This is a genomic window from Anabaena sp. FACHB-595, assembly GCF_048568275.1.
Lineage (GTDB): Bacteria > Cyanobacteriota > Cyanobacteriia > Cyanobacteriales > Nostocaceae > Trichormus.
The window spans coordinates 181,136-205,417 of record NZ_CP183473.1; the positions used below are offsets into that span (position 1 = coordinate 181,136).

Genomic DNA, 24,282 nt, shown 5'->3' on the forward strand with positions numbered 1-24,282 from the left:
AGTTAACCACAGTTATGATAGATCGCTTTGGAGAGACGCGATTATTCATCGAGGATTTTTTAAAAGAGCGATCGCCCCCTCTGTTTGGTACTGGTCGCCACTACGAAACAAAATAAAAGCTCCTCTTGGCTATTTTAAAGGAGCTTTTATTGTTTTATCAATATAGTTTTTTAGAGTTTTTAGATACAGAAGAATTATTTATATTTTTGAAAAATTAATAATGATAGCGGGCTTGTAAAAAATTTATTTCATCGTCTTTAACAAGGTATACAATTCTATGTTCTTGCGTTAATCGACGAGACCAAGTATCAGGATCTAAATATTTTAAAGGTTCAGGCTTGCCTTTTCCCTTAAAAGGATCTCGGCAAGTCTCTTTGACAAGATCCAAAGCCTTTAAGGCAACTCGTTGATTAGTTTCTACCCAAAATTCTAAGTCTTCTAAAAATTCAGGTTGAAACACTGTTTTTCTTTGCTTTGGAGTTACTGGAACTTCTTCGTTTGATTGGTTTTTGTGACTCTTCTTTTTGGTCAAATCCTAACTCCTTACGAATATCATCCAAACTTTGAGATTCCACAACACCTGATTTAGCTCTATCTAAAGCCCTTAGCAAACGTTCAGCGTTACGTGGGGAACGTAAAAGATGAGCAGTTTCTAAAAGACTCGAAAGCTCGTCAACAGGTATTAAAGCGACATTTTCAGCATTCCGACGTGTAATAACTACAAAATCACGTTCTGAAGTAACCTTGTCGCATAATTCAGACAAACGATCTCGTGCTTGTGTGTAAGTGTAAGTGTTAGAAAGCATAAGTATTAAAAGCTCCCTTTGTGTACTTTCAAATTTAATCCAGTACATTTTTGCTCAATCTGTACGTACTTTCTGTACAGGTCACTATTTTAATAGTAACATAACAAAAATCTTCTGTTCACAGAAAAATCCAGCAAAGGGAACAGGTATAAATCAATTCAAAATACCCTTTGCTACGCAACGCTACCGCGAACGGGAAGCTAAAGCTACAAAATTCAAAATAAATCATACCTAATAACTCCTTCAGGGTTCGCCAGGCGCGATAATACCGCGCTGGCTAACCAATCCCCAAATCCTTCTTACCAATTGCGCCATCCACCTTTTGGTGCTACTTCACTGGTGTATTTCTGACCATGATTTTGCAATAAAGACTGGTATTCTTGGCTACTTGCCCAACTGTCAATTTCTCTGGCTCTAAGGACTGGTACAGGGTGGGTTAATTGAGCAGTACGGGCAGCTTTAACCATTTCCCCCATTTCGTTTTTACTAATATCGTCGTAAGCACGAGCCTGGTCAATAAAAGCATCCAGATTAAGCTGCGGTGCTAGGGTGGGGGAACCTCCAGCGAGCTTCATTAAAACTGACATCACTACTTTTGGGTCTTGGGTAGCTAGTAATGCGGCGCGATCGCAGGTAAACTCAGCACAGCGTACCCATTCTAAAAGTTGTGCCTGGATAGCTTGAGCCATAAAAGCCCCAATATTGGGGACTGCTGAGGCGGCTAATACTAATAAATTTACAGGTGTCAGATAAACACTGTGGTCACACTTGAGATGTCCTAATTCATGGGCAATAACCGCCTGAATTTCCTCTGGGGTCAGAATATCAATTAAGGAAGTGTGCAGCACCACAAAAGGTTGCTTACCCCGCATAGCAAAGGTGTAGGCGTTAGGAGCCGGATGCTGTCTGACATACAACTGGGGAGGCTCAATATCCAAAATTTTGCAGGCTTCTAACAACAGCTTGTGTAAATCAGGCAGTTGTTTTTCCCCTACTAAAACACTCGAAGCAATATTTTCCACATAAAAAACTTGTTCCGCCATTGGCCCTAGTAAATTTCGTACCAACATATCTAAGCCTGGTATTTGCTTGAGAGATGTAGTAGCTTCCAGGTCTAGTGGATGACGAAACGAGTCAGCTTTTAAACCGATGAGCGGAGATTTAAACAAGGACATGATATAGCCAGTTGGTAAAACAAAGTATCAACAGCCTCCCACAGTTAGTATAGCGATTAGAGATTGGGGATTGGGGAGTGAAAAAGCAGGGGAGCAGAGGAGCAGAGGAGAAAAACTACCCGCTAAACCCCTAAACCCCTACACCCCTACACCCCTACACCCTTAAACCCCTTACACCACTACCTAAGTAGAAATCGATGCTGGCGACACATTGTTATTAACGGCTACTTCGGCATTTGCTGGCTCCTCCCGTACTCGGAGGATTTTAGCTCCCAATTGTTGCAACTTTACATCAATTTGATCGTAGCCCCGATCAAGATGATGTAAGCCCTGAATGGTTGTTTTACCCTCGGCTGCTAATCCGGCTATGACTAACGCGGCTGATGCGCGTAAGTCGGTACCGATGACTGGCGCACCGGATAAAAGTGGCACTCCTCGTACAAAAGCAGTGTTGCCTTTCACCCGAATATCTGCCCCTAAGCGATTTAGCTCTGAGGCATGGCGCAAGCGATTTTCAAATACTGATTCGTTAATAATGCTGTCGCCTTCTGCCAAAGTTAACAAGGCCATAAATGGTGCCTGCATATCCGTGGGAAACCCAGGATGGGGCAAGGTATCAATATCTGTAGCCTTGAGGATTTCGGCAGGAAGAATGCGTAAGCAATCTGGACTTTCCTCTATGATGGTTACGCCAATATCCCGCAACTTGGCAATTAACGGGATTAAATGCTCTGGTACTACTGAGGAAAGGGTAATTTCGGAACGGGTGATAGCTCCAGCAACGAGGAAGGTTCCAGCCTCGATGCGATCAGGAATAATACTGTAGTCAACAGAGTGTAATTTAGGAACACCAACGATAGTAATTGTACTAGTGCCAGCACCCTGAATATTTGCTCCCATTGCCTTACAGAAATTAGCCAAATCGACTACTTCCGGTTCTCGCGCAGCGTTTTCTAAGATGGTTTCGCCATCGGCGAGGGTAGCAGCCATCATTAAAGTTTCTGTCGCTCCCACGCTGGGAGTGTCGAGGTAAATTTTGGCTCCTTTCAACCTACCACCGCTACCAGGAACATAGGCGTTACAAATGCCATGTTCAATCTGCACTTCTGCACCCATTGCTTGCAGTCCTCGGACGTGCAAATCAACGGGTCTGGCTCCAATGGCACAACCACCGGGTAATGGCATTTGTGCTACGCCTAGCCTTGCCAAGATGGCTCCAATGGCAAAGAAGCTCGCTCGTAACTGGGTAACTAGCTCATAGGGAGCTTTTGATGTCTTAATTTCGCTGGCATTGATGTCTATGATGTCTGCTTGTCGTGTCAAGCGTACACCTAATGCCGATATTACTTCACCCATTCGCTCCACGTCCGCCAATAAGGGAACGTTACGAATTCGGCAATCTCCAGAACAAAGCAAGGCTCCAGCCATGATTACCAATGCTGAATTTTTTGCCCCGCTAATTTTGACATGACCCTGTAAGGGATGCCCACCCCAAATTTGCAAGACTGAGGAGTCTGCTTCTGTCACCAGTTTGGCATCTGGTAAGCTGCTAGAAGGATTAATAAGCCTACCTCCAAAATAAACACGTAATTTTCTAGGTTAGAAGTTGGTTTTGATTCTACAGTAAAGATTTGATTTGTCTACATTTTTGTAGTTATCGCTTGTACTGATAAATCATTTTTCGGGTCTATCCTGATGGCTGAAAGTTAGTAATAGTAAGGTTTATAGGTTTTAACTAAATTTATTGATGACTGAATACAGAGTATTGTTTTTATGTAAAAATAAATACTCAATAAAATCTTGTCATATTTCCTTACTACTGCAAATTGAATCATCAGTAATTCATTCATAATGAATAATTCCCAATTTTTGATGATTAATTCATCATGACTCAACAGATTGCCTGCAAAATCTTTCCTGGCAAAGTTGACAGGCTTAAATAATTAAGCAATAATAAGAAATTGTCGATATGCACACCGCAAGCGGAACTGGCGGAATTGGCAGACGCGCTAGATTCAGGTTCTAGTGCCGCAAGGCTTCCGGGTTCAAGTCCCGGGTTCCGCATCAATTCAGTGCTGAGTGCTGACGTTGTTAAATATTCAGACCTCAGCATTAGCGATGTTAACAAGTTTACAAAATTCATTAGTTAAACAAATCCGCAAGCTGCACTCTACCAAAGAACGGCATAAACAAGGGCTGTTCTTGTTGGAAGGGACGCACTTGTTAGAAGAAGCTTGTGCAATGGATTATCCCCTAGAGGTGGTGTGTTGTACTCCAGAATGGGAGGCAAACCATACAGCTTTGTGGGATGATGCTTGTAGTCGATGCGATCGCTATGAGATAGTCAGTGAAGAAGTATTACAGGCGATCGCTACTACTGTACAACCAGATGGGGTAGTGGCAACGGCGAAGCGCAGCGAACAGCAAAGCCAAGTACCATTTACCGGCGTAGTCCTAGCTTTGGAAACCATCCAAGACCCTGGTAATTTAGGGACAATCATTCGCACGGCGGCGGCGGCTGGTGCATCGGGGTTATTGCTGAGTCAAGATAGTGTAGATTTAGATAACCCCAAGGTTCTAAGGGCTTCGGCTGGACAGTGGTTTCGTCTAGCCACCGCAGTTAGTGAAGATTTAAAAGCAACCGTGCAGCTTTGCCAGCAAGCAGGAATGCAGGTAGTAGCCACCTTACCCACCGCTAAGTTAACTTATTGGGAAATAGACTGGCGCAAACCCAGCTTAATTTTATTAGGCAATGAAGGCGCTGGCTTGTCGCCTGATTTAGCGGCGATGGCAGACCAGGAAGTAAAAATTCCCCTAAGTCCTGGTGTAGAATCTTTGAATGTAGCAATTACATCCGCCTTAATGTTGTACGAAGTACAGCGACAGTTAAACTTGCAATAGGTAATACATTAATGTTGCTGTGTTGGGTGGCGACTATTTGGACTTTGTGATTTCTTCTAAATAATTTTCAATATCAGCAACCGCATCTTCCAAGGCTGCCAAATCAATATGAGTTTCATCGTCCAAAGCTGCCAATTCACCAATATTATCAGTAGGTGTAGCAGTTATTTCTTCATCCTCAGTTGAGCTTTCCTGTAAAAGATTCTCCAACTCTTCCAGGGATGCTTGAAACTCTTCTTCAAATGCTTGAAACTCTTCTTCAAGGTGGCGGCGCTTTTCTGGCTGGCTTTGCTCCATAGTTTTGCTAAAAAATTTTCTTGAATTTGTAATCTAATAGCAGCTTCTACAAAATATAATTTTGCCCATTTAAGGCATATTTACAGCTATTTGCTCTATAAAGTTTACACACTCATTTACTAAACGGGTAGCTTTAGTTGAGAGAGGGGTGTGGGGGTATAGGGGTATGGGGGTGTGAGGTTCAATAAAAACCTACATCTGTGAGGTAGGAAGATATGGGTATAGAGCTTTAGTATTGAAAACCCTTACACCCCTACACCCTTACACTGTTAATAATGATTGCCAGTTTTCCGGTGATTAATAGCAGTTACATCATCGGGCTTGAGTAACTTGCCGTTGTCAACAGTTGCATATACTACCCAATGATCGCCACATTCTAGGCGTTGGTCAACCGAGCATTCCACATAAGCTAAAGCGTCAGCGAGGACTGTGCAACCGTTGTCTGCTTCTGTCGTGGTGAAGTTGGCGAAGCGGTCTTCCCCTGGCGCAAAGTTTTTGCGGAAATGCTTCATGTATTCCAGATGATTGCCTTCGGATAAGATATTTAAGGCAAACTTACCACCGGGATACATGAGGGATTCAATCGCCCGTTCTTTAGCAATGGCGACAGTTAAACCTGGTGGGTTGAAGGTGGCTTGAGATACCCAAGAACCAAGCATTCCTGTAGACACATCGCCTTGTTTGGCGGTAATGACACAAACTGAGCCGACAATGCGACCAACAGCTTGTTCTACAGGGGTAGCAGCTTGTTGGGGTACACGGACTTTCTTGGCTTTCTTTAAGGTTTGGGCGAAGTCTGTACCAACTTCTTCACAGAACTTGAGGGTAACATCGTCTGGTTTAAATTTCACCTTCAGGGTGTCTAAACCAAAGCGATATCCAGCATCCCGTAGTTTACCTTCAATCATGTCTAAGGCTTCACCACTCCAGCCGTAGGAACCAAACACCCCAGCTAGTTTGTTGTTATCACCAACCTTGAGGACAATACCCAAAGCGGTGTTAATAGGGGTTGGTGCATGACCACCGATGGTAGGGGAACCGATGAGGAAACCATCGACTTGTTCTAAGTTGGTTTGAATTTCTTCCGGGGTGGCAAATTCGCAGTTGATGGATTTGACGGCTACACCACCTTTAGTTAATCCGAGAGCGATCGCCCGCGCTATAGTTGCAGTATTACCGTAAGCTGAAGCATAGAGTAAGGCAACAGAAATCTCTCTGTCTTTTTGGGCTTTACTCCAATCTGCATAGGCTTGGGTGAGGGCGATTAAACTGGTACGTACCAGAGGCCCGTGACCGACAGCATACAGTCGCACCTGTAAATCAGAGATTTTCTCTAATGCTGCTTCCACATGGATAGCATGGGGAGCCATCAAACAGTTGAAGTAATAACGTTGGTCTTCTTTGAAAGATTCCCAGTTATCATCAAACACATCATCGCCACAGATATGAGCGCCGAAAATCTTATCTGTGTAGAGAATCTGGGTTTGCACATCGTAGGTACAAAGTCCAGCCGGCCACCGAGGGCTAGGAATTGGCAAGAACTTCAACACATGACCCTTACCTAAATCCAGGGTTTCCTTACCCCGCATTGGTAAAATATTTAAGTTGTCATCAGGGAACGCTGCACGTAAATCACCCGCCGCCGGGAGGGAGCAGACAAAGGTAATCTGCGGAGCCAATTCTAGTAGCGCCTTAAAAGTCGGTATGCGGTTAGGGCTGAAATGACCTAGTATGACGTAATCCAATTTTTTCAAATTGACCGTCTGTTGTAAGGCTTCCAGGTAAATTTTCATGAAGCTTTCAACAGGCGGGTCAATAATTGCCGTTTTATCACCTTCAATTACATAAGAGTTAGAGGTAGTACCTCTTTCTAAGGCATATTCAATTTCAAACCGCAAACGTGACCAACTACGCGCTCTCAGAACTTTCGTGTTTGTAGCAATCGGCAGAACCTGTACGTCACGGGGCTTGGAATCGCTCATAGATTTTGTTTTAGGTTTGTCAAAAAATTGCAAAAACCGGGTAGATTTTGCCCAGTCTTTAATTGATTGGATTAAGTTCATAGATATTGGGAGTTGGGGACAAAAAAGTAAAAAGTAAAAAGTAAAAAGGTAAAAGATTTTGGCTTTTTACTTTTGCCTTGGATTGGGGACTGGGGATTAGGTATAGAAACTCTCTTCTATACCCCTACACACGCCAGTGTGCTTCGAGTCGGGAGACCCGCCCACGCAACTGGCTCCCCTACACCCCTATACCCCTTTCTTAGTAATAGTTGCCTACTTTGCGGTGACGAACTGCGGTCAGTCCATCAGGTTTAGAAACGCGACCGTCTTCAACGGTGCAGTATAAAATATAGTGGTCGCTGCATTCTAGGCTGCTTTGAATTTCGCATTCCATGTATGCTAGAGCGTCCGTGAGGATGGGGGAGCCGTTTTTGGCGGTTTGGGTTCTCACCCCAGCAAAGCGGTCTGCACCGGGGTGGAGGCGCTTGAGGAATTGTTTTTTCAGTTCTTGGTAATTGCCTTCTTCCAAGACATTGAGGACGAAGCGATCGCCTACCTGCATTAAACTATCAATAGCCCGGTCTTTTGCGACGGCAATCGTAAAGCCCAATGGTTGCAAGCTGGCTTGGGATACCCAGGAAGCTAACATGGCGCTGCTAACATCACCTTTTTTGGTCGTGACAATATACAGACCGTTGCTAATCCGTCCCAATGCCTTTTCCATGTTGACATCGAGGGACTTGATTTGCTTGATGTTGCGTTCCCTTGTCAGCAATTGTCCCAAGTCTGTACCCGCTTCTGTACACAATTGGTATGCGGATGCGCCAGGAACGTCTTTAATCCGAATCGCGGGAAAAGCTTCTTTCACACCCAAGTCGATAAATTTGCGGCGGATGGTATCAACGGGTTCGTCATCACCACCGAAGCATTCAAACAAGCCGACTGCTTGCTTATCTTTAACTACAGATAACAGGGAACTAATACCAGCTTGAGCTGCTACTGATGTTGTGGGAGGCATACCAATAATTAAACCAGCTGCCCTACCTGCCAATTCTTGAATTTCTTGAATTTCTGCTGTGCTGAGGTCGATCATTTCTACAGCAACACCAGTTTTTTGGATACCCTCGCCGATGGCTTGAACTAGTAAGTTGCTATAGCCATAGTCGGCGACGTAGAACAAACCAACTGTGGTTTCCGATTTGGCTTGTCTTTGGCTCCAGCTCTGGTAACACTCAGTCAACACATCCAAATGATGGTATAACAGAGGCCCGTGACCATTAGCGATTATCTTAATTTTGCCCAAATCACCCATGCGCTTCATCGCGTTCAATAGCGATCGCGCATTTGGCCCCATGAGACAGTCGTAGTAAAATCTGAAATCAGCTTCAATCGCTTCTAAGTCTTCATCAAAAGTTCGGTTGTCGCAGAAGTGCATCCCAAAAGCATCACAAGTATAGATAACTTCGGTTTTGCGATCGTAGCTAAAAATTGTATCAGGCCAATGTAAGTTAGGCGCACTGACAAACTCAATTTCGTGACCTTTACCAATATCGATGCGATCGCCACTTTTGACAATCCGCTTAGAAAAAGGATCATGTACTAAACCTTCCAAAAATTGCAAAGCAATCTTAGAAGCCAAAACAGTTGCTCTTGGCGCTAATTGCAGCACATCTTCCACCAAACCGCTATGGTCTGGTTCTGTATGACTGACAATAATGTAATCAATAGCCTTGGGGTTGATTAAACCTTTTAGTGTTTCTAAATACAGTTGGCGAAACTTCTGGTGAGAAGTATCAACTAAAACTGTTTGTTCGCCTCTAATTAGATATGAATTATAAGTCGTACCGTTTTGCAGTCCGAATTCGATATCGAAGCGATCGCGATCCCAGTCTAGACAGCGAATCGCCGTAGTGTTAGGGGCAATTTCTACAGTTTCTACAGTCAGCCGATGCTGAACATTTTCTGTGTGGGCGTTGCCGGTCGTAGACATCGATACCATGATTCGTCTCCGAGCGCAAATAAACAGTAATTATTTCTCTGCCCCCATTGTGCGCTCAACTGAATTTTAAAGTTGTAATAAAAACGATATTTCTGCAAATTCAACCTGTAGCAAATAATGCCATTTATTAGCGTATTTTATAACTCAATAAATACGCTAATAATTAAAGCAGAACAAGAGTATCACGTTTCAAATATTGATATTTCTTGGCATAATTTAAAATCCCTCACATATCATACATAACTTATTCATCTTGGCAAGATTACCGTAACAAAAAGCATAGATTTCCTCACTTCATAAGTATGAAAACCCAAAATTTATAAAAGGTGGGAAGATGATACTAAGTTCAACTGTTATTGTGAAATTGAAATACCTATATTCTCATTACAAGCTATCATCTACTGGAAGTATCAAAAATATATAATAGTTAGCTGTGTACTATTACCAATTTAAATTGGGCATTTAGCAATGGTATTTCAGTACAACCGCCATACTTGCTTACCCTCATCCGAGGGGCTTCCTGACTCTGACGATACGCCAGTGGATAATGAATTACAAGATTTAATTCCCGGTTTACTCAAGGCTACCTTAGTAATGGCTTGGTCTGAGCGTATGGACTGGTTTTTTGGTGTGGATATGGGTATTTATTATGACCCAGATGAACCAGCCATAGTCCCCGATGGTTTTTTGAGTTTGGGTGTTGAGCGATGCTAAGGTGGGAATGCCTTTCATGGCATTGCATAAACCTAATAAGCGATGGACTAATGACCAATGACTAATGACTAATGACTAATGACACAACCACTAATTCAACTGAAAGGCGTTTCTAAGTCTTTTGGTAACAATCAGGTTTTAGATAATGTAGATTTGACGATTTATCGAGGTGAAGCTTTAGGGATTATCGGCCCTTCAGGAACTGGTAAATCCACAATCTTACGGATAATAGCAGGCTTAATTACTCCTGATGCTGGGGAAATTTATGTGCAAGGAGTCAAAAGGGAAGGGTTGATTGAGGATGGTCAAGACCCAGTGGGTATTGGTATGGTATTTCAGCAAGCAGCATTATTTGATTCTTTGACTGTAGAAGAGAATGTGGGATTTTTACTTTATCAACATTCCCAGCTAGAGCGATCGCGTATCCGAGAATTAGTCGCAGAAAAACTAGAAATGGTTGGTTTGCGGGGAATCGGTCATCTGTACCCATCAGAACTTTCTGGGGGGATGCGAAAACGGGTAAGTTTTGCCCGCGCCATTATGTCTAACCCCGATAATCCCGCAGAAGGGCCAGAGGTTTTACTTTATGATGAACCCACAGCTGGACTAGACCCCATCGCTTCCACAGTCATAGAAGATTTAATCCGTGATTTGCAATGTACCCATGGAGTTTGTAGTACCTATGCGATCGTCACTCACCAAGATAGTACGATTCGGCGGACATCTGATAGACTGGTGTTTCTTTATCAGGGTCAAGTGCCGTGGGAAGGCACAGTTAGTGATATAGACAGTACCGACGATCCATTAATCAATCAGTTTGTCAGTGGAAGTGTACAAGGGCCAATTCAGGTAGTTGGTTAGTTAATGCTGAGTAGTTAGTCGTAGGTAGTTAGTGCTGAGTGGCTTAGGGCTAGTTTTTGGGTAGAGGTAAAATATGCGAGACTTGATCACCAATCGTTTTACATCGCAACGTACTTTGAGGGAAGGTTCAGTAGGGTTATTATTTCTGCTGGGACTAGGGGCGTTTGGAGTTATTCTGTTGTGGTTGAATAGGTATACGGCTGCTGGTAGTTCTTACAAAGCCGTGGTGGAATTTGCCAATGCAGGGGGTATGCAAAGAGGTGCAACAGTTCGCTATCGTGGCGTGAAGGTGGGCAGGATTTCTCAAATTCAACCAGGGCCAAATGCTGTAGAAGTGGAAATTGAATTTGCTCAATCTAACCTGATTATTCCCCGCGATGTGGTGATAGAAGCTAATCAGACTGGATTGATTAGTGAAAGTATTATCGATATCACACCCAAGTCATCACTACCCACTGGGCAAACTCTCCCTAAACCTCTAGACAAGAATTGTGATAACAGCCTTATCATTTGTAATAATTCTCGGTTAAAGGGGCAAATAGGTATAAGTGTTGATGCGCTGATTCGTAGCAGTACTGACTTTGCTAATACATACACTAACCCCGAATTTTATCAAAGGGTGAATAGACTCCTGGAAACCTCAGCCCAAGCCGCCACCAGTGTAGCCGCACTCACCCAAGATTTTCGTGGTTTGACAAAAAGTTTTCAAGGACAGTTAGGTACTTTTGCTTCTACCGCCAATACTGTACAACGAGCCACTAATGAACTAACTGTTTCTACCACTAAAACCGTCAATCAGTTCGGTATCACAGCAGATAAATTTGGCACGACGGCAACTCAAGCGAGTCGTTTATTGAGTGATTTGAATAGTTTGTTAAATACCAATCGCTCCAGCTTGGTCAGCGCTTTGAATAATATTACAGAAACTAGCAATCAACTACGCTTGACTGTGACAAATTTATCACCAAGTCTGAATCGCTTAACTCAAGGAGAGTTAATTAAAAACTTAGAAGCTCTATCTGCAAATGCTGCTCAAGCCTCGGCTAATTTGCGAAATGCAACTGAAAGTTTAAATGATCCGAAAAATGCAGTGTTGCTGCAACAGACTTTAGATTCAGCCAGGTTAACTTTTGAAAATACCCAAAAAATTACATCTGATTTAGATGAATTGACCGGTGATCCGAATTTTCGGCAAAATCTCAGGCAATTGGTGAACGGCTTGAGTGGTTTGGTGTCCTCTACAGACCAAATAGAACAGCAAGCAAAGTTAGCTACTACCCTAGAGTCGATGAAAGCCGCCGCCGACAAACCTAATATTACAATTCCCTCTCTTGCTACTCACCCATCATCTAATGCTGTGACAATTGCGAATAATCAGCCGCAAGTATCATCTCAGGAAAAATTATTGCAGCAGCTACGGGACTATGCAGAACAGGGGAGTGGGGAGGATAAGAAGCAGGGGAGCAGGGAGCAGAGAGAAGAACTAATGAAAACTGACTATTGAGTGTTGACTTTTGACCAATTCAACAACGGCGGCGATAAATTCTTCAGCGTTGAGGGGTTTGGGTAGGTGTAGCTGAAATCCGGCTTGGAGGGCTTGTTCTCGATCATATTGTCGCGCAAAGGCTGTTAAGGCGATCGCCGGAATTGCTCCCCCCTGTTCTGCTGTCCAAGTTCTCATTTGCCTGATTAATGTATAGCCGTCCATATCTGGCATACTGATATCACTCACCAAAACATCTGGTTTAATTTCTGGCAACAGTTGTAATACTTCTAACGCTGAAGTAGCTAAACTGACATCGGCTCCCTCTTGTTCTAAAATAAAAGCCAGAAAATCCCGTGAATCAGCATCATCATCAACGACTAAAACTTTGATACCCTCAAGAGGTAACGAATTAGTTACTAATGATGCCGAACGATGCTGTTGGTATGTCACACTCCCATCTTCTTCTGGGAGGATTGGTAATCGGACAGTAAAACTAGCTCCCTGTTCTTCACCAAGACTTTGTGCTGTCACCGTACCACCGTGGATTTCCACAATTTTACGGACAATTGCCAGCCCTAACCCTAGACCACCAAATCTTCTGGTAGAACTACTATCTGCTTGACGGAAGTAATCAAACACATAAGGTAAAAATTCTGGTTGGATTCCTTTACCTGTATCACTGACTACGATTTGAGCATAGCCTTCCATCTTGTCCAAGGTAACTTCTATCTTGCCGCCATTGGGAGTGAATTTAACAGCATTAGAAAGAAGATTCCATACTACTTGCTGCAAGCGAGCGGAATCACCCATCACTTGCCCTATATTGGGTGGAAAGTTAGTTAATACCTGAATTAACTTACTTTCTGCTGCTAGACGCATGGTTTCTAGAGCAGCTAATATAACAGTTACTAGATTGACTTTTGTAATATTAATTACTAGTTTGCCTTGCAATATTCTGGAGATGTCTAACAAATCTTCAATGAGTTGCACTTGTAATGTGGCATTACGTTCAATAGTTGCTAGGGCTTGGAATGTCCTGGTCGGGTCGAGTTTGCGCTCTTGCAACAATTTAGACCAGCCAAGAATCGCGTTCAAGGGGGTGCGTAACTCATGGGAGAGGACAGCTAAAAATTCATCTTTAATTCTATTGGCTGTTTCTGCTTCGGCTCTGGCAGTTTGCTCCAATTCCAACAGACGCGCCCGTTCTTCCAGAATTTGTTTTTGCTCATGAATATCTGTACAAGTTCCAAACCACTTGACCACCCGTCCTTGGTGGTCTTTAAGTGGTAAGCCTCGCCCTAATAGCCAGCGATAGGAACCATCAGCAGCACGTTTAAAGCGATATTCATTCTCGTACAATGCACCAGTTTCTACAGCTTTTGACCATGTTTCATAACTACGTTCTAAATCTTCTAAATGCAACGCTGCCAACCATCCAGAACCCAAAGATTCCTCTAAGTTTAACCCAGTATAATCACACCAATTTTGATTAAAATAATCGCATTCACCATTCGCGTCAGCTGTCCATACAAGTTGGGGAATTGCTTCAGCTAAATAACGGTAACGTTCTTCACTTTCTCTGAGAATTTCTACGATGTGCTGACGTTCATTAATTTGTTGTTGTAATTTTTCATTGGCATTAGTGATTTCATTGGTGCGTATAGTAACTAGTTCTTCTAAATGATTTTGATATTTTCTCAGTTCTGCTTCTACCTTTAATCTTTCACCTATCTCATTTTGCAGGTCTTTGTTTGCTCTTTCTAGTTGAGCAGAACTAGGTAGTAGTAGAGCTTTGGGGACTAAAGGTATTAGTGTTAATGCTGTAAATACAGATATTATTGCTGTAATAGCTTTTAAAAAACCTGAAACCCAATAAGTAGGATACCAAAGTGTCCAAACTTCCATGATGTGGGTTGTACCACAAGCCACTATAAATCCACTAAACAACAGAAAAATCCAATAAAAAGGTAAATCCTGCCGTTTCCGAACAAAGTAAAAAAGAGTAGCCGGAATAGAATAGTAAGCTAGTGCAATGAGTCCATCAGATATTATGTGTAGCCACACTAAATCCGTTTGCCATAAATAGCAATGACCATGTGGAATGAATGGTGTTGAATTAAAAAAATAAGTCCACAATTCTGACATATTACTTGAAATAGATACCTGGTTTTTCTAATTTACTCAATAGTTAAAAAATCTGGTTTCAAATGTAATTTTTTTAATATAGGAATCCGATTTGATTTCTGTTGGCGTAGCCTGCGCTTACGCATAAAATGCTCAGTATCTGTAGAGTGGGCATTGCCTACCAAAACCATGAGCCGGTGGGCATTGCCCAACGCCACTTGCTCCAAGCCGGGAAACCCTTTCAGCAGTTACTCCACTTGGGGAAACCCCAAGACCGTACTGCTTCACCAACGCAGTGGCTCCCCTACGCATATTTCAAAAATAAAGTATGAGTCCTATATATACTCAAAGTAATTTTCTTGGTAACGTATATGGTTATAGGCAAGCTATGGCTTTAAATATAGACCAATGTATTTTGATAACAGTAAACTTTTAGCACACCTCAATCCTGAACTAGATTCTAACTCTAGCCAATTTTGCAGGGTAATGTCATAACAATAGCAGTTCTTAATTTTAATTAATTGGCGATCGCTCTAAGAATGGCATAAATATTTCAGAACTTACGCACAAAGGTTATCTGTTGAGAGAGGGTGCAAGAATTTACGGGTATAGGGTTTTACTACTATTATTGAATTGAAAATACATCTTTCGGGGAATGGAACTCACGTTCGTTTTAGCCTGAGCTGAATAGTATTAATTGATACTGAGCTTTTTCTTTCTCTCCTAGACACTATACAAACCCGTAGCATCCCCAGATAAATCGGAACGGTAATCGCTAATTAGGTAATTTTTATTACCAATTATCAATTACCATCGTTTCCTATTCCTTAAATGCTAGGCTCATTCTGATTGAATTGGGTTATCTTTAGGATTAACTAATCTCAGTAGCTTTTGCTTAATTTGAGCATCGAATACTTCCCATTTCATTCTGGCGTAGGCAGAGTTTTCGTTACCCCCAGACAAGAAACCCATAGGAATTTCAAAGCCGCCAGCCCCTGTCCTCCCACCACCGAAAAATCTACCTGTACTATCCTGACCAAAGGCTTCTTTGATAAATTCATCGGGGTCTAGGGTCAGTTTAGTCGTTCTCAACGAACCAATGACTACTTCTAGCTCATCATCTTCATCGTGAACAATGCCGTAAACTACGGCAGTGTGGACGTTTTCTTCTGTTACCAGAAAATCAGCAGCTTGGGGAATAGCATCGCGGTCGTCGTACCGCAAATAACCCACACCAGCAATGGAAAAGTTATTTTGGACAATACGATTTTTGAGCGACTCGCTCGATCACATCCATCACCCGTTTGGAACGGTTAGCCTGAAGGATGGCATTTAGCAGTTGAACATCATAAAATCGACTGAGATAGGCAGCTGCCATAAAGTCTTCTTCTTGGGCTTGCATGAGTCGATTTGTATCCGATCGCAAGCCGTGCATCAAGGCAGTCGCACATTTAACGTGCTGACTAATGCTGCTATCTAAACCTAACAGACCAGCCTGGAGATACTGGGTAAAAATTGTTGCCGTAGCTCGTACGTAAGGACGAACGTCCACAAAATCAGCTTTCAGTTCTGTCTGTAAGCTGTGGTGATCAATCACTGCAACTAGAGGGATACCTGCCTGCTGAACAGATGTGAGTAACTGACTGGTTGTCCCTTGGTTATCAATTAAAATAAAACCTTGATAACAGGATAAGTCTTTGCCCTTGATAGTTTGTGGTGTCCAACGCTGGGCTGGTAAACCCGTAAGTTTCACTAGGGCAATATTTTCTTGGTGGCTTAAAGTCCCGGCATAAATAATTTCACACTTGATATCATATTGCTGGGCAATTAATTGGTAAGTCCACGCGCAAGAAAGGGCATCGGGGTCTGGGAAGTCTTGCAGTATTATCAACTGACGCTCATGTCGGTGTGATAATAGAGTCTTTTGCAATTCTTCTGACTTTTGAAAGGCAAGAGAATTGTTTCGTTGCCCTATATAAATACCTACTCCTTCACCTGTCGATGCTGGCAAAGATGGTCTAGTTATTGTCACTTCTGCTTCTTTGTCTACTTCAGGTTCTTCTGAATTTGGCTCTTTAGTCAACGAAAAACTCTCAGACGGCTTAAATGAAGAATTCAATTGCATAAACAAAGTTTTTGTAAATGTGAGGCTCCATTTATTTGTTCAGAGATATTGCCATCAGCAATTGACTGATTTGACCCCACATTCTGATCTTCGCAAAAATTTAGCAATATGGGGATACATATCTCGGTATATTTTTTGTCAAGTTGGTGAGTCAGCAATCTGATCAATTTCACCATAATGCCAATATTAGGACTTACGCATCCAGGTTGTCTGTTAAGACTGGGTGTAAGGGGGTAAGGGTATAGCCCTGTACCCCTACACCCTTCTCCAAACCCTTGATTTTTCGTTTTCATGCGTAAGTCCTAAATATAAGTAAGGATGTCAACAAAGATGCGAGGTTCTTGGGAAGGCATGATTCAATCTTGCTCAATCTTTCTTGAAGCAAAGCTATTTGCTATCACAGCTTTTGCAAATTCCAATTTAAAATGGATGTTATGATTTTGTAAAATTTGTGTCTTGTTTATCACTTTCACTGAGCATATTTTTTACTGAATTGCCAGTGTCTTTTGTCAGTTGCTAGCTGTTTGAGTTTCGGCGAGGTTCAGGCGTTTGGTTAGTCCGTGATTTTGAAACATTTTTGTCTCCGGGGACACGCTGCGCGAAAGTCTTTAACTACTGACAAAATTTCTATTCCTTTATGGGTGGATATCCTGAAGTTTCTCTAGTTTAGCTTTATAAATGTTTGGTTTTGATACAATATTCCAGTGTATCCTTTACTTGGCAGATATTTGTGCTTTGATGGTCTGTTTATCAATAAACAATTTTAGAATTATTTATTTTTTCAAGTGACTATGTAATTTGAAAGTGTAATAACTTATCCAAGTGCTGATAACTAGCAACTTGCGCTAATTAAGAAAAATCCCCGGTGGGTAGCCGGGGGTGTTGATAATTAAGTACTCTGGCGTGGATGACATTGAATTTAATGACAATAGCAATTTGCAGAAAATTAAGCTAGCCAAACTGCCGATCGCTCAAAATCAAGCCGGGGAAAGTCTATTTTTTCAAGAAGCGTTGACGCATCCGCACCACAAAACTGTTAACTTCTGGTATTTTCATGAGTGAGGCGATCGCAGCAAACACTGCAATCCCCACAAAGCCAGATATACACAATTGCAAAATTTGAATTAATAGACCTGCTTTCCCCAACAGTTGCTGAGAAGCAGCTAGGGTGGCAAAACTAGCAATCCCAGCGATGACACTACCCCCAGCCAGACCAAGGATTGGCAAGCCCCACTCCCGCCAAGGTAAACCATTGAGACGGCGATCAAGTAAAAATAACAGCATCAACATGGAGCTGCAATTGACACCCACTGTAGCTAACACCAAACCAGGAGCGCCGAAAGGTTTAACTAAAAACCAATCTAATACAGCGTTGAGCAGGATGTTAAAAATACTGATGCGAAAAGGTGTCTGTCCATCTCCCAAGGCGTAAAATACCCTCACCAAAACATCCCGCCCCAAATAAGCAAACATCCCAATACCGTAAGCAACCAGTAGGGATGAAACTAACTGTGTAGCTTCTTGTTTAAATGCGCCGCGTTCATAAACTACCTGCACAATTGGCACAGATAAAGATATCAGCAACGCTCCTAAAGGAAGCATTGTCACAGCAGTCAGTAATAATCCCTGACGAATGCGTAATTTGAGGTCTGGCCAGTTTTCAGGTTCCGCTAGTTTGGCGAAGATGGGTAATAAAGGCAACAATATAATATTAGAAATAATCCCTAATGGTGTTTGTACTAAAAGATTGGCGTAGTTAAAACCAGCCGCCGCACCGGGAATTGGGCTAGCAAAATAGAGGTCAGTAGCCACATTAATGGGCATCATCCCTGAAGAAATTGTTGCCGGAGTCATGACTCTAATGACTTCCTGGACTCCAGGGGATTTAAAATCAAACCGCAGCCGTAACGTTCCTAGCCCTAGTCGCCACTGCACAATTAGCTGTACTAACCATTGGAGAATTGCCCCGCCCAAGGTTCCCCAAGCCAACACCATACCGCCAAGAAAAGCGTATTCTGGCTTGATAATGTCTTTGCCTAATTGCAAAGTCATTATACCGATACCAAATACAACTGCCACACTGGATAATAGGGGGCTAATGGAGAGTAGCCAATATTGATTAGCAGCGTTGAGAGTACCGAAACCGATACCAATTAAACCTGAGAATAAAGCCATCGGGGCCATAATCTGGATTTGTTGAATGGCGATCGCTCTAGTGTTAGCTGCCAAACCATGACCGACAATATCCACAATCTCATCTGCCAAGAAAATCTGGGCTACCGTTACTAACAACAGCACTCCCCCCACTAGGGTAGTTACTGTTTCCACCAGGGGGGCTGCTTCTTCTCGCTTGCGCCTAGCTAAAACACTGACAACTGCACTATGTAATGGCCCGTTTACGCCCCCCAGTAATACCAATAAAAAACCAGGGATAATGTAGGCATAGCTGTAGGCAGTTGCCGCCGCACCTACACCAAAAGCAGCTGCGATCGCCTGTTGCCTTACTAAACCAAATACTTTACTAATTAAAGTGGCTGCGGCAACAATGCCAGCAATCCCAGCGAAAGAACGAGAAGGTTTTTGTTCTTGATTAGTCACGAATAGTACCCGACAACTCTTACAGAGTGCATACCTGAAAAGATTAACCCGAAATATCACACTCCGTCAGGTAAATTTTCATAACTAGTTATTTACAGCCCAGACTATCACGGGTGGCAATACCCGTAACTCGATTTACCCCGTTTGCTCTTTCACACAGCAAAGAAACTTGATAGCGATCGATTAGAGCATCTGTAAAATCAGCACCAGTAATGTCAGCATCATAGAAGCGACTACGGGTTAAAGTTGCTTCTGTGAAAATGGCATTTTTTAAGTTGGCATTGTCTAAAGTCGCTCTATCTACTAAAGCACCTGTTAAATTGGCCTCTGATAAATTAGCTTTTAATAAAACACCTTTGGTGAGAATAGCGTTAGTTAAATTTGCGCCTTGAAAGTTCGTCCCTCGCATTTCCGCCGCGACAAAATTGACCCCCACTAAATCAGCATTGGCAAAGTCACGGTTTTCCAGATTTGCATTGTTGTAGTTAATTGTATTTATTTGAGCAAATGCAGTCTGGGGATTCATAATTACCCAAAACCACGCCAGCATAACAATAATAATTAAACTAAACAATTTGACTAAAATCTTATTCATAAATTTAATTACTTGTGAGTTGTCATTAGTTAGTAGTCAGTGGCAAAACAACTGACTACTGACCACTGACTACTAACTATTTCCAATCTTTCCCAATGCGAATTGTTAGGTCAGATTCTAAATCCCCTGTTGATTTAGTTTCTAGCAAACCGAGTCCTAAGATTTTGCGTAAGTCAAAACCAGCTTGGCGGTTGCCTTTTTGGATAATAATTTGGGTTTGGCGCTGAGTATCAGGCCAATCCGGTACAGTGTAAATATTTTTAAAGCCTTTCTGTTTCAAGTAAGCAATAACTTTTTCCGTTAGCTGGGGTTGATTGGAAGCATTTTGAATAGCAATTTTGAGCTGAGAAACAGGCCGAGAATCTTGTTTAAGACCTGGCACATCTACCCCAACATAATTGTTTAATAGATTTTGCTGTCCGGTCATATTCAGCCAATAGCTATTTGGGTCTTTACTAAATTTGCTGAATGTACCAGGCAACATGGTCATTTGGAAATTATCCCGCTCTAAATTCACGGCAAAATTCACCAAAGCCATCATTTCTTCTGTCTTCAAATTTGTATCAAAATATTTCCGCATTAGGCGGGTTAATTGGGGCAATCTGGGTAATACAGTCGGACTATTCAGCCTTTGTAGGATTGCTGCTACTAGTGCTTGTTGTCTCTGAACTCTAGATAAATCCCCTAATTTTTCCTCCCGGTAACGAGCAAATACTTCTGCCTGTTCACCGTTGAGAGTTTGCCAGCCACTAACTAAACTCACCCTAGAGCGACGGCTGGGGTCTTGATATTCCATTGCGATGGGTACAAAAACCTCAACGCCACCCAACTGATCGACTAATTGCCGTAAACCACTAGTAGAAATACGGATATAGCGGTCAATTCTGGCATTATTTAAAGTCCGGCTGACTACTCTGGCTGCCAACACCGGCCCGCCTTGAGCATTAGCCTCTGATACCTTGGTGAGTCCCTTTTCGGGGATCGCAATCATGGTATCCCTGGGAATGGACAGCACCCGTGTAGTTTTACTTTCTGGGTTGAGTCTCACCATCATCATGGTGTCGCTATTGCCAGAGAAACTTTCTGGTGAGCCATCAACAGCGCCTTTGACTGGCTCAATTCCCATGATGAGAATGTTCATGGGCTTGGATAGCTGATATTGGGATATTTTGCTCCATAATTCCCCAGGCAATGGCATTTTCTGCTCATTCTGCCCAGAAACGCCCAATTCTTCGTCAGTGCGATCCAAATTGCTCCACAAAGGAGTCCACAGTGCCAAGGTGGATACTAACAGCCCAGATAGGATTACTCCTAAAACCACTGTCAAAATCCACAATAGCCAACGAGGCATGGTCAAGCCTAAGCGCTCGTACAGTTCATTGGGTATTGCACCAACAGAATCAACCACGTTACGGGAAACAGTGGCTGAATCTTGTTCAGTTTCTACCTCTATTTCTTGTGCTGATACTGGTTGAGATATTCCCTGGTTTTCTACCAGTTGTATTTGTGAAGACCCCACCTCTAAATTGAGATCCGGTATTTGTTGAGGCGCGACCTGATTATCTGACCATTGAACCTGTTTAATCACAATTATCTCCCCACTCAACCACTCCCTAAAATTTATGTTAAAGCAAGCTACCAATCTTGCCAGTGTAAGACCGCACTGTACACTTGAAATGTTCTACCGTTTGTGTGTATGACAACATGAGTAGCCCATTGTTCCCAGTAATCCTGGCTGGTGGTAAAGGCGAACGTTTTTGGCCTCTTAGCCGCCAAGATCGACCCAAACAATTTTTAAGTCTTGATGGTAGCTCCAGAAGTCTATTGCAATCAACCGCCGAGCGACTGGTTAAGTTCGCAGGCGAGTGGAATGACCTATGGGTAATCACCTCTAGTCAGTTAGGACAAGGGGTGCAACAACAACTACCCGAATTACCATCGCAAAATTTGTTGACTGAGCCGCAGGGTAGAGACACGGCTGCGGCCGTTGCTTGGGCCAGTTTGGAAATTCAAAAGCGTTATGGTGATGACGCGATTATAGGCTTTTTTCCCTCCGATCACTGGATAGCTGATCCGGAGGCGTTTAAACGCACTTTAGATGCTGCTAGCCAATTAGCGACAAGCACAGAGGCAATTGTCACTTTGGGGATCAAACCGACTTTCCCATCAACTGGTTACGGCTACATTGAACAAGGAGAAAAAATTGGTACCTTTAATGAGTTGCCAGCTTATCATGTCAATCGCTTTACTGAAAAGCCTATCCGGGAAAAAGCCGAAAGTTTTCTGTCTACGGGACGATATAGCTGGAATAGCGGTATGTTTGTTTTCCGAGCCGGAGTTGTTCTTAAGGAACTCTATACCTATGCGCCAGAAATCATTGAACCACTTGTAAAACATGGGGTTGATGTTTATCCCCAGTTACCTAAACAGAGTATAGACTACGCACTCATGGAAAAGACAAATCTAGTATATGTCTTACCAGCAGATTTTGGGTGGGATGATTTAGGAGATTGGAATGCGATCGAGCGTTTACTAAAAAAACCTGATAATCCTAATGTAGAACTAGCTACTCATGTGGGTCTAGATACTCAGGGGGCGATTGTTTATGCGACTAATCCAGAGGATGTAATTGTTACTATTGGTTTAGAGGATGTAGTGATTGTGCGCGATCGCAATGTTACTCTCATAGTCAATAAGGAACGTACCCAGGAAATCAAACAAATCCTCAAAACCTTACAAAGCGATCCCCGATTTACTGACCTACTCTAATTATACTAAGTTGTAAAAGTTAAAACCCTTGGCAGAGGTTGAACTGCGGGGTTTTTATTATAACTAGCTATGAAGAGGCAGAGGGGTGTAGGGAGGAGGAGAAGGGGAAATCATACTGAAATATTCTCCTCCTTGCTCCCTGCTCCCTGCGCCAATTCCCATTCCCCACTCCCAACTCCCCAACAATGTTCCTCACCCAAACTGTCCCCCGTCAACGAGAAATTATTGAAGTTGTCCTCCGCAATGGCTGGGATTATATGCGGCGGCTACTTACAGGTGGTAAGGCTGATGAACCCCAACTACCGACACCTGCGGTTTTAAAGAATATTTTGGTGGACTTAGGGCCGGTTTATGTGAAACTCGGTCAGCTGATGTCTACCCGTCCAGATTTACTCAGTGCGGCTTACATTGAGGAACTTTCTACACTTCAAGATGAAGTACCACCTGTTCCTTGGATAGATATTGAAATTCTCATCCGCAAACAATTAAAACGCCCTCTGGAAGAAACTTTCAGTAAAGTTAACCCTATACCTGTGGCGGCGGGATCAATTGCTCAGACTCACCGCGCTACATTGATAGATGGTCGGGAAGTGGCGCTGAAGGTGCAACGACCGGGGATCGATCTGACTATTGCCCAAGATATTGCTTTAATTCAAGGAATTGCTGATTTGGTGGCGCGTACCGATTTTGGGCAGAACTACGAAATTAAATCAATTGCAGAAGAATTTACCAAAGCTTTAGAAGCAGAGTTAGATTTTACACGGGAAGCAGGACATACAGACCTATTGCGCCGTAATTTATCTCGTAGTCGCTGGTTTGATCCCACACAGCTAGTAGTAGCTGAGATTTACTGGTCTTTAACTACAGAAAAATTAATGGTGATGGAATGGCTAGATGGTGTACCAATACTGTCAGCAAGCTTGAACAATAATAACGGTAAAGACCCGGTAGCCGAACGTAAAGCAGTGACGACTCTGTTATTTCGGGCTTTCTTTCAGCAGTTATATGTTGATGGCTTTTTCCATGCTGATCCCCATCCGGGGAATATCTTTTATCTCAGTGATGGTCGTGTTGCTCTGTTAGATTGTGGCATGGTGGGCAGACTTGATCCCCGTACTCAGCAGATATTAACAGAAATGTTGTTGGCGATCGTCGATTTAGATGCGGGGCGATGCGCTCAATTAACATTGCAATTGTCAGATTCCGCCCAACCAGTGATTTTGTCTCGCTTAGAAAGCGATTATGACCGGATGTTGCGGAAGTATTATAACGTTAGTTTGACTGAGATGAATTTTAGTCAAATTTTTTATGAAATTTTGCAAATTGCTAGAAATAACAAAATTCGTTTACCCAGCAATATGGGTTTGTATGCCAAGACTATAGCGAATTTGGAAGGGGTGGCACAGACCTTTAATCCAGAGGTAAATTTATTTGATGAAATTCAACCATTAATTACAGATTTGTTTCGGCGGCAGTTATTGGGGGATAATCCAGTGCGATCGCTCCTGAGAACAGCCTTAGATTTAAAAAGTCTCTCTCTACAATCTCCCCGACAAATCGAACTATTATTAGACCGGGTAACATCAGAAACTCTGCGGTGGAATCTTTCCCTACATGGTTTAGATGGTGTGCGCCGCACAATGGACGATGCTGCCAATCGCTTGTCATTCAGTATACTAGTGGGTTCACTGATTATGGGTGCAGCAGTTATATCTAATAATGCTCAGACAAGTGAGTTGTCATTTTTGAGTAGTGTCTTGTTTGCAGTGGCGAGTTTGTTGGGATTGTGGCTAATTGTGAGTATATTGCGATCGGGTCGTTTAAAATAA

The 24,282-nt window shown here is 42.7% G+C and carries 17 protein-coding genes, 1 tRNA gene and 2 pseudogenes; 8 read left to right on the plus strand and 12 right to left on the minus strand.

Annotated features, from left to right (window positions below; all coding sequences use genetic code 11):
• Positions 1 to 214: 214 nt before the first annotated feature.
• From ACN222_RS00850 to murA, 4 genes are all read right to left on the minus strand, one after another.
• Positions 215 to 460, minus strand: a complete 246-nt coding sequence (locus tag ACN222_RS00850; RefSeq protein ID WP_010994348.1) for a Txe/YoeB family addiction module toxin — start codon at positions 458 to 460, stop codon at positions 215 to 217.
• A complete protein-coding gene (locus ACN222_RS00855) occupies positions 447 to 854 on the minus strand; it encodes a type II toxin-antitoxin system Phd/YefM family antitoxin (protein ID WP_010994349.1) in 408 nt (135 codons plus the stop codon). The genes ACN222_RS00850 and ACN222_RS00855 overlap by 14 nt, the downstream gene beginning before the upstream one ends.
• 251 nt (positions 855 to 1,105) lie before the next feature.
• The gene (locus tag ACN222_RS00860) at positions 1,106 to 1,981 is read right to left on the minus strand and encodes a M48 family metallopeptidase (protein WP_010994350.1); all 876 of its coding nucleotides are present in this window, start codon (positions 1,979 to 1,981) and stop codon (positions 1,106 to 1,108) included.
• Positions 1,982 to 2,164: 183 nt separating this feature from the next.
• Positions 2,165 to 3,508 carry a UDP-N-acetylglucosamine 1-carboxyvinyltransferase gene (gene murA, locus ACN222_RS00865; protein WP_010994351.1) on the minus strand — a complete coding sequence of 448 codons (1,344 nt, stop codon included), beginning with the start codon at positions 3,506 to 3,508 and terminating at the stop codon, positions 2,165 to 2,167.
• 455 nt (positions 3,509 to 3,963) lie between these two features.
• Between murA and ACN222_RS00870 the strand changes: the two genes are divergently transcribed.
• Together ACN222_RS00870 and ACN222_RS00875 are read left to right on the plus strand one after the other, a co-directional pair.
• A tRNA-Leu gene (locus ACN222_RS00870) sits at positions 3,964 to 4,045 on the plus strand.
• A 54-nt stretch (positions 4,046 to 4,099) separates the two neighbouring features.
• Positions 4,100 to 4,882, plus strand: coding sequence for a TrmH family RNA methyltransferase (locus ACN222_RS00875; RefSeq protein WP_044520512.1), 783 nt, complete (start codon positions 4,100 to 4,102; stop codon positions 4,880 to 4,882).
• A 33-nt stretch (positions 4,883 to 4,915) separates the two neighbouring features.
• On the opposite strand, the gene ACN222_RS00880 is transcribed toward ACN222_RS00875, so the two are convergent.
• From ACN222_RS00880 to ACN222_RS00890, 3 genes are all read right to left on the minus strand, one after another.
• A complete protein-coding gene (locus ACN222_RS00880; protein ID WP_010994353.1) occupies positions 4,916 to 5,179 on the minus strand; it encodes a hypothetical protein in 264 nt (87 codons plus the stop codon).
• A 269-nt stretch (positions 5,180 to 5,448) separates the two neighbouring features.
• The gene (locus ACN222_RS00885; protein ID WP_010994354.1) at positions 5,449 to 7,161 is read right to left on the minus strand and encodes a diflavin flavoprotein; all 1,713 of its coding nucleotides are present in this window, start codon (positions 7,159 to 7,161) and stop codon (positions 5,449 to 5,451) included.
• A gap of 280 nt (positions 7,162 to 7,441) precedes the next feature.
• A complete protein-coding gene (locus tag ACN222_RS00890) occupies positions 7,442 to 9,181 on the minus strand; it encodes a diflavin flavoprotein (RefSeq protein ID WP_010994355.1) in 1,740 nt (579 codons plus the stop codon).
• A gap of 468 nt (positions 9,182 to 9,649) precedes the next feature.
• Between ACN222_RS00890 and ACN222_RS00895 the strand changes: the two are divergent.
• From ACN222_RS00895 to ACN222_RS00905, 3 genes and pseudogenes are all read left to right on the plus strand, one after another.
• A pseudogene (locus tag ACN222_RS00895) lies at positions 9,650 to 9,889 on the plus strand (Uma2 family endonuclease); the annotation flags it as partial.
• 84 nt (positions 9,890 to 9,973) lie between these two features.
• Complete coding sequence (locus ACN222_RS00900) at positions 9,974 to 10,756, plus strand: ABC transporter ATP-binding protein (RefSeq protein ID WP_010994357.1); 783 nt, start codon at positions 9,974 to 9,976, stop codon at positions 10,754 to 10,756.
• 73 nt (positions 10,757 to 10,829) lie between these two features.
• Entirely contained in the window at positions 10,830 to 12,260 is a 1,431-nt protein-coding gene (locus ACN222_RS00905; RefSeq protein WP_010994358.1) for an MlaD family protein, read from the plus strand.
• Here ACN222_RS00905 and ACN222_RS00910 read toward each other — a convergent pair.
• The gene (locus ACN222_RS00910; RefSeq protein WP_010994359.1) at positions 12,240 to 14,387 is read right to left on the minus strand and encodes a hybrid sensor histidine kinase/response regulator; all 2,148 of its coding nucleotides are present in this window, start codon (positions 14,385 to 14,387) and stop codon (positions 12,240 to 12,242) included. The genes ACN222_RS00905 and ACN222_RS00910 overlap by 21 nt on opposite strands.
• A 128-nt stretch (positions 14,388 to 14,515) precedes the next feature.
• On the opposite strand from ACN222_RS00910, the gene ACN222_RS00915 reads away from it, so the two are divergent.
• Positions 14,516 to 14,698, plus strand: a complete 183-nt coding sequence (locus ACN222_RS00915; protein WP_044520514.1) for a hypothetical protein — start codon at positions 14,516 to 14,518, stop codon at positions 14,696 to 14,698.
• 508 nt (positions 14,699 to 15,206) lie between these two features.
• On the opposite strand, the pseudogene ACN222_RS00920 reads toward ACN222_RS00915, so the two are convergent.
• From ACN222_RS00920 to ACN222_RS00935, 4 genes and pseudogenes are all read right to left on the minus strand, one after another.
• Positions 15,207 to 16,491: pseudogene (locus ACN222_RS00920) on the minus strand (DHH family phosphoesterase).
• A 993-nt stretch (positions 16,492 to 17,484) separates the two neighbouring features.
• Entirely contained in the window at positions 17,485 to 19,089 is a 1,605-nt protein-coding gene (gene murJ / locus ACN222_RS00925; protein ID WP_044520516.1) for a murein biosynthesis integral membrane protein MurJ, read from the minus strand.
• 88 nt (positions 19,090 to 19,177) lie between these two features.
• A complete protein-coding gene (locus ACN222_RS00930) occupies positions 19,178 to 19,684 on the minus strand; it encodes a pentapeptide repeat-containing protein (RefSeq protein WP_010994363.1) in 507 nt (168 codons plus the stop codon).
• A 76-nt stretch (positions 19,685 to 19,760) separates the two neighbouring features.
• Positions 19,761 to 21,272 carry an LCP family protein gene (locus ACN222_RS00935; RefSeq protein WP_010994364.1) on the minus strand — a complete coding sequence of 504 codons (1,512 nt, stop codon included), beginning with the start codon at positions 21,270 to 21,272 and terminating at the stop codon, positions 19,761 to 19,763.
• A gap of 116 nt (positions 21,273 to 21,388) precedes the next feature.
• On the opposite strand from ACN222_RS00935, the gene ACN222_RS00940 reads away from it, so the two are divergent.
• Complete coding sequence (locus ACN222_RS00940) at positions 21,389 to 22,453, plus strand: mannose-1-phosphate guanylyltransferase (protein WP_044520517.1); 1,065 nt, start codon at positions 21,389 to 21,391, stop codon at positions 22,451 to 22,453.
• A 185-nt stretch (positions 22,454 to 22,638) separates the two neighbouring features.
• A complete protein-coding gene (locus ACN222_RS00945; RefSeq protein ID WP_010994366.1) occupies positions 22,639 to 24,282 on the plus strand; it encodes an ABC1 kinase family protein in 1,644 nt (547 codons plus the stop codon).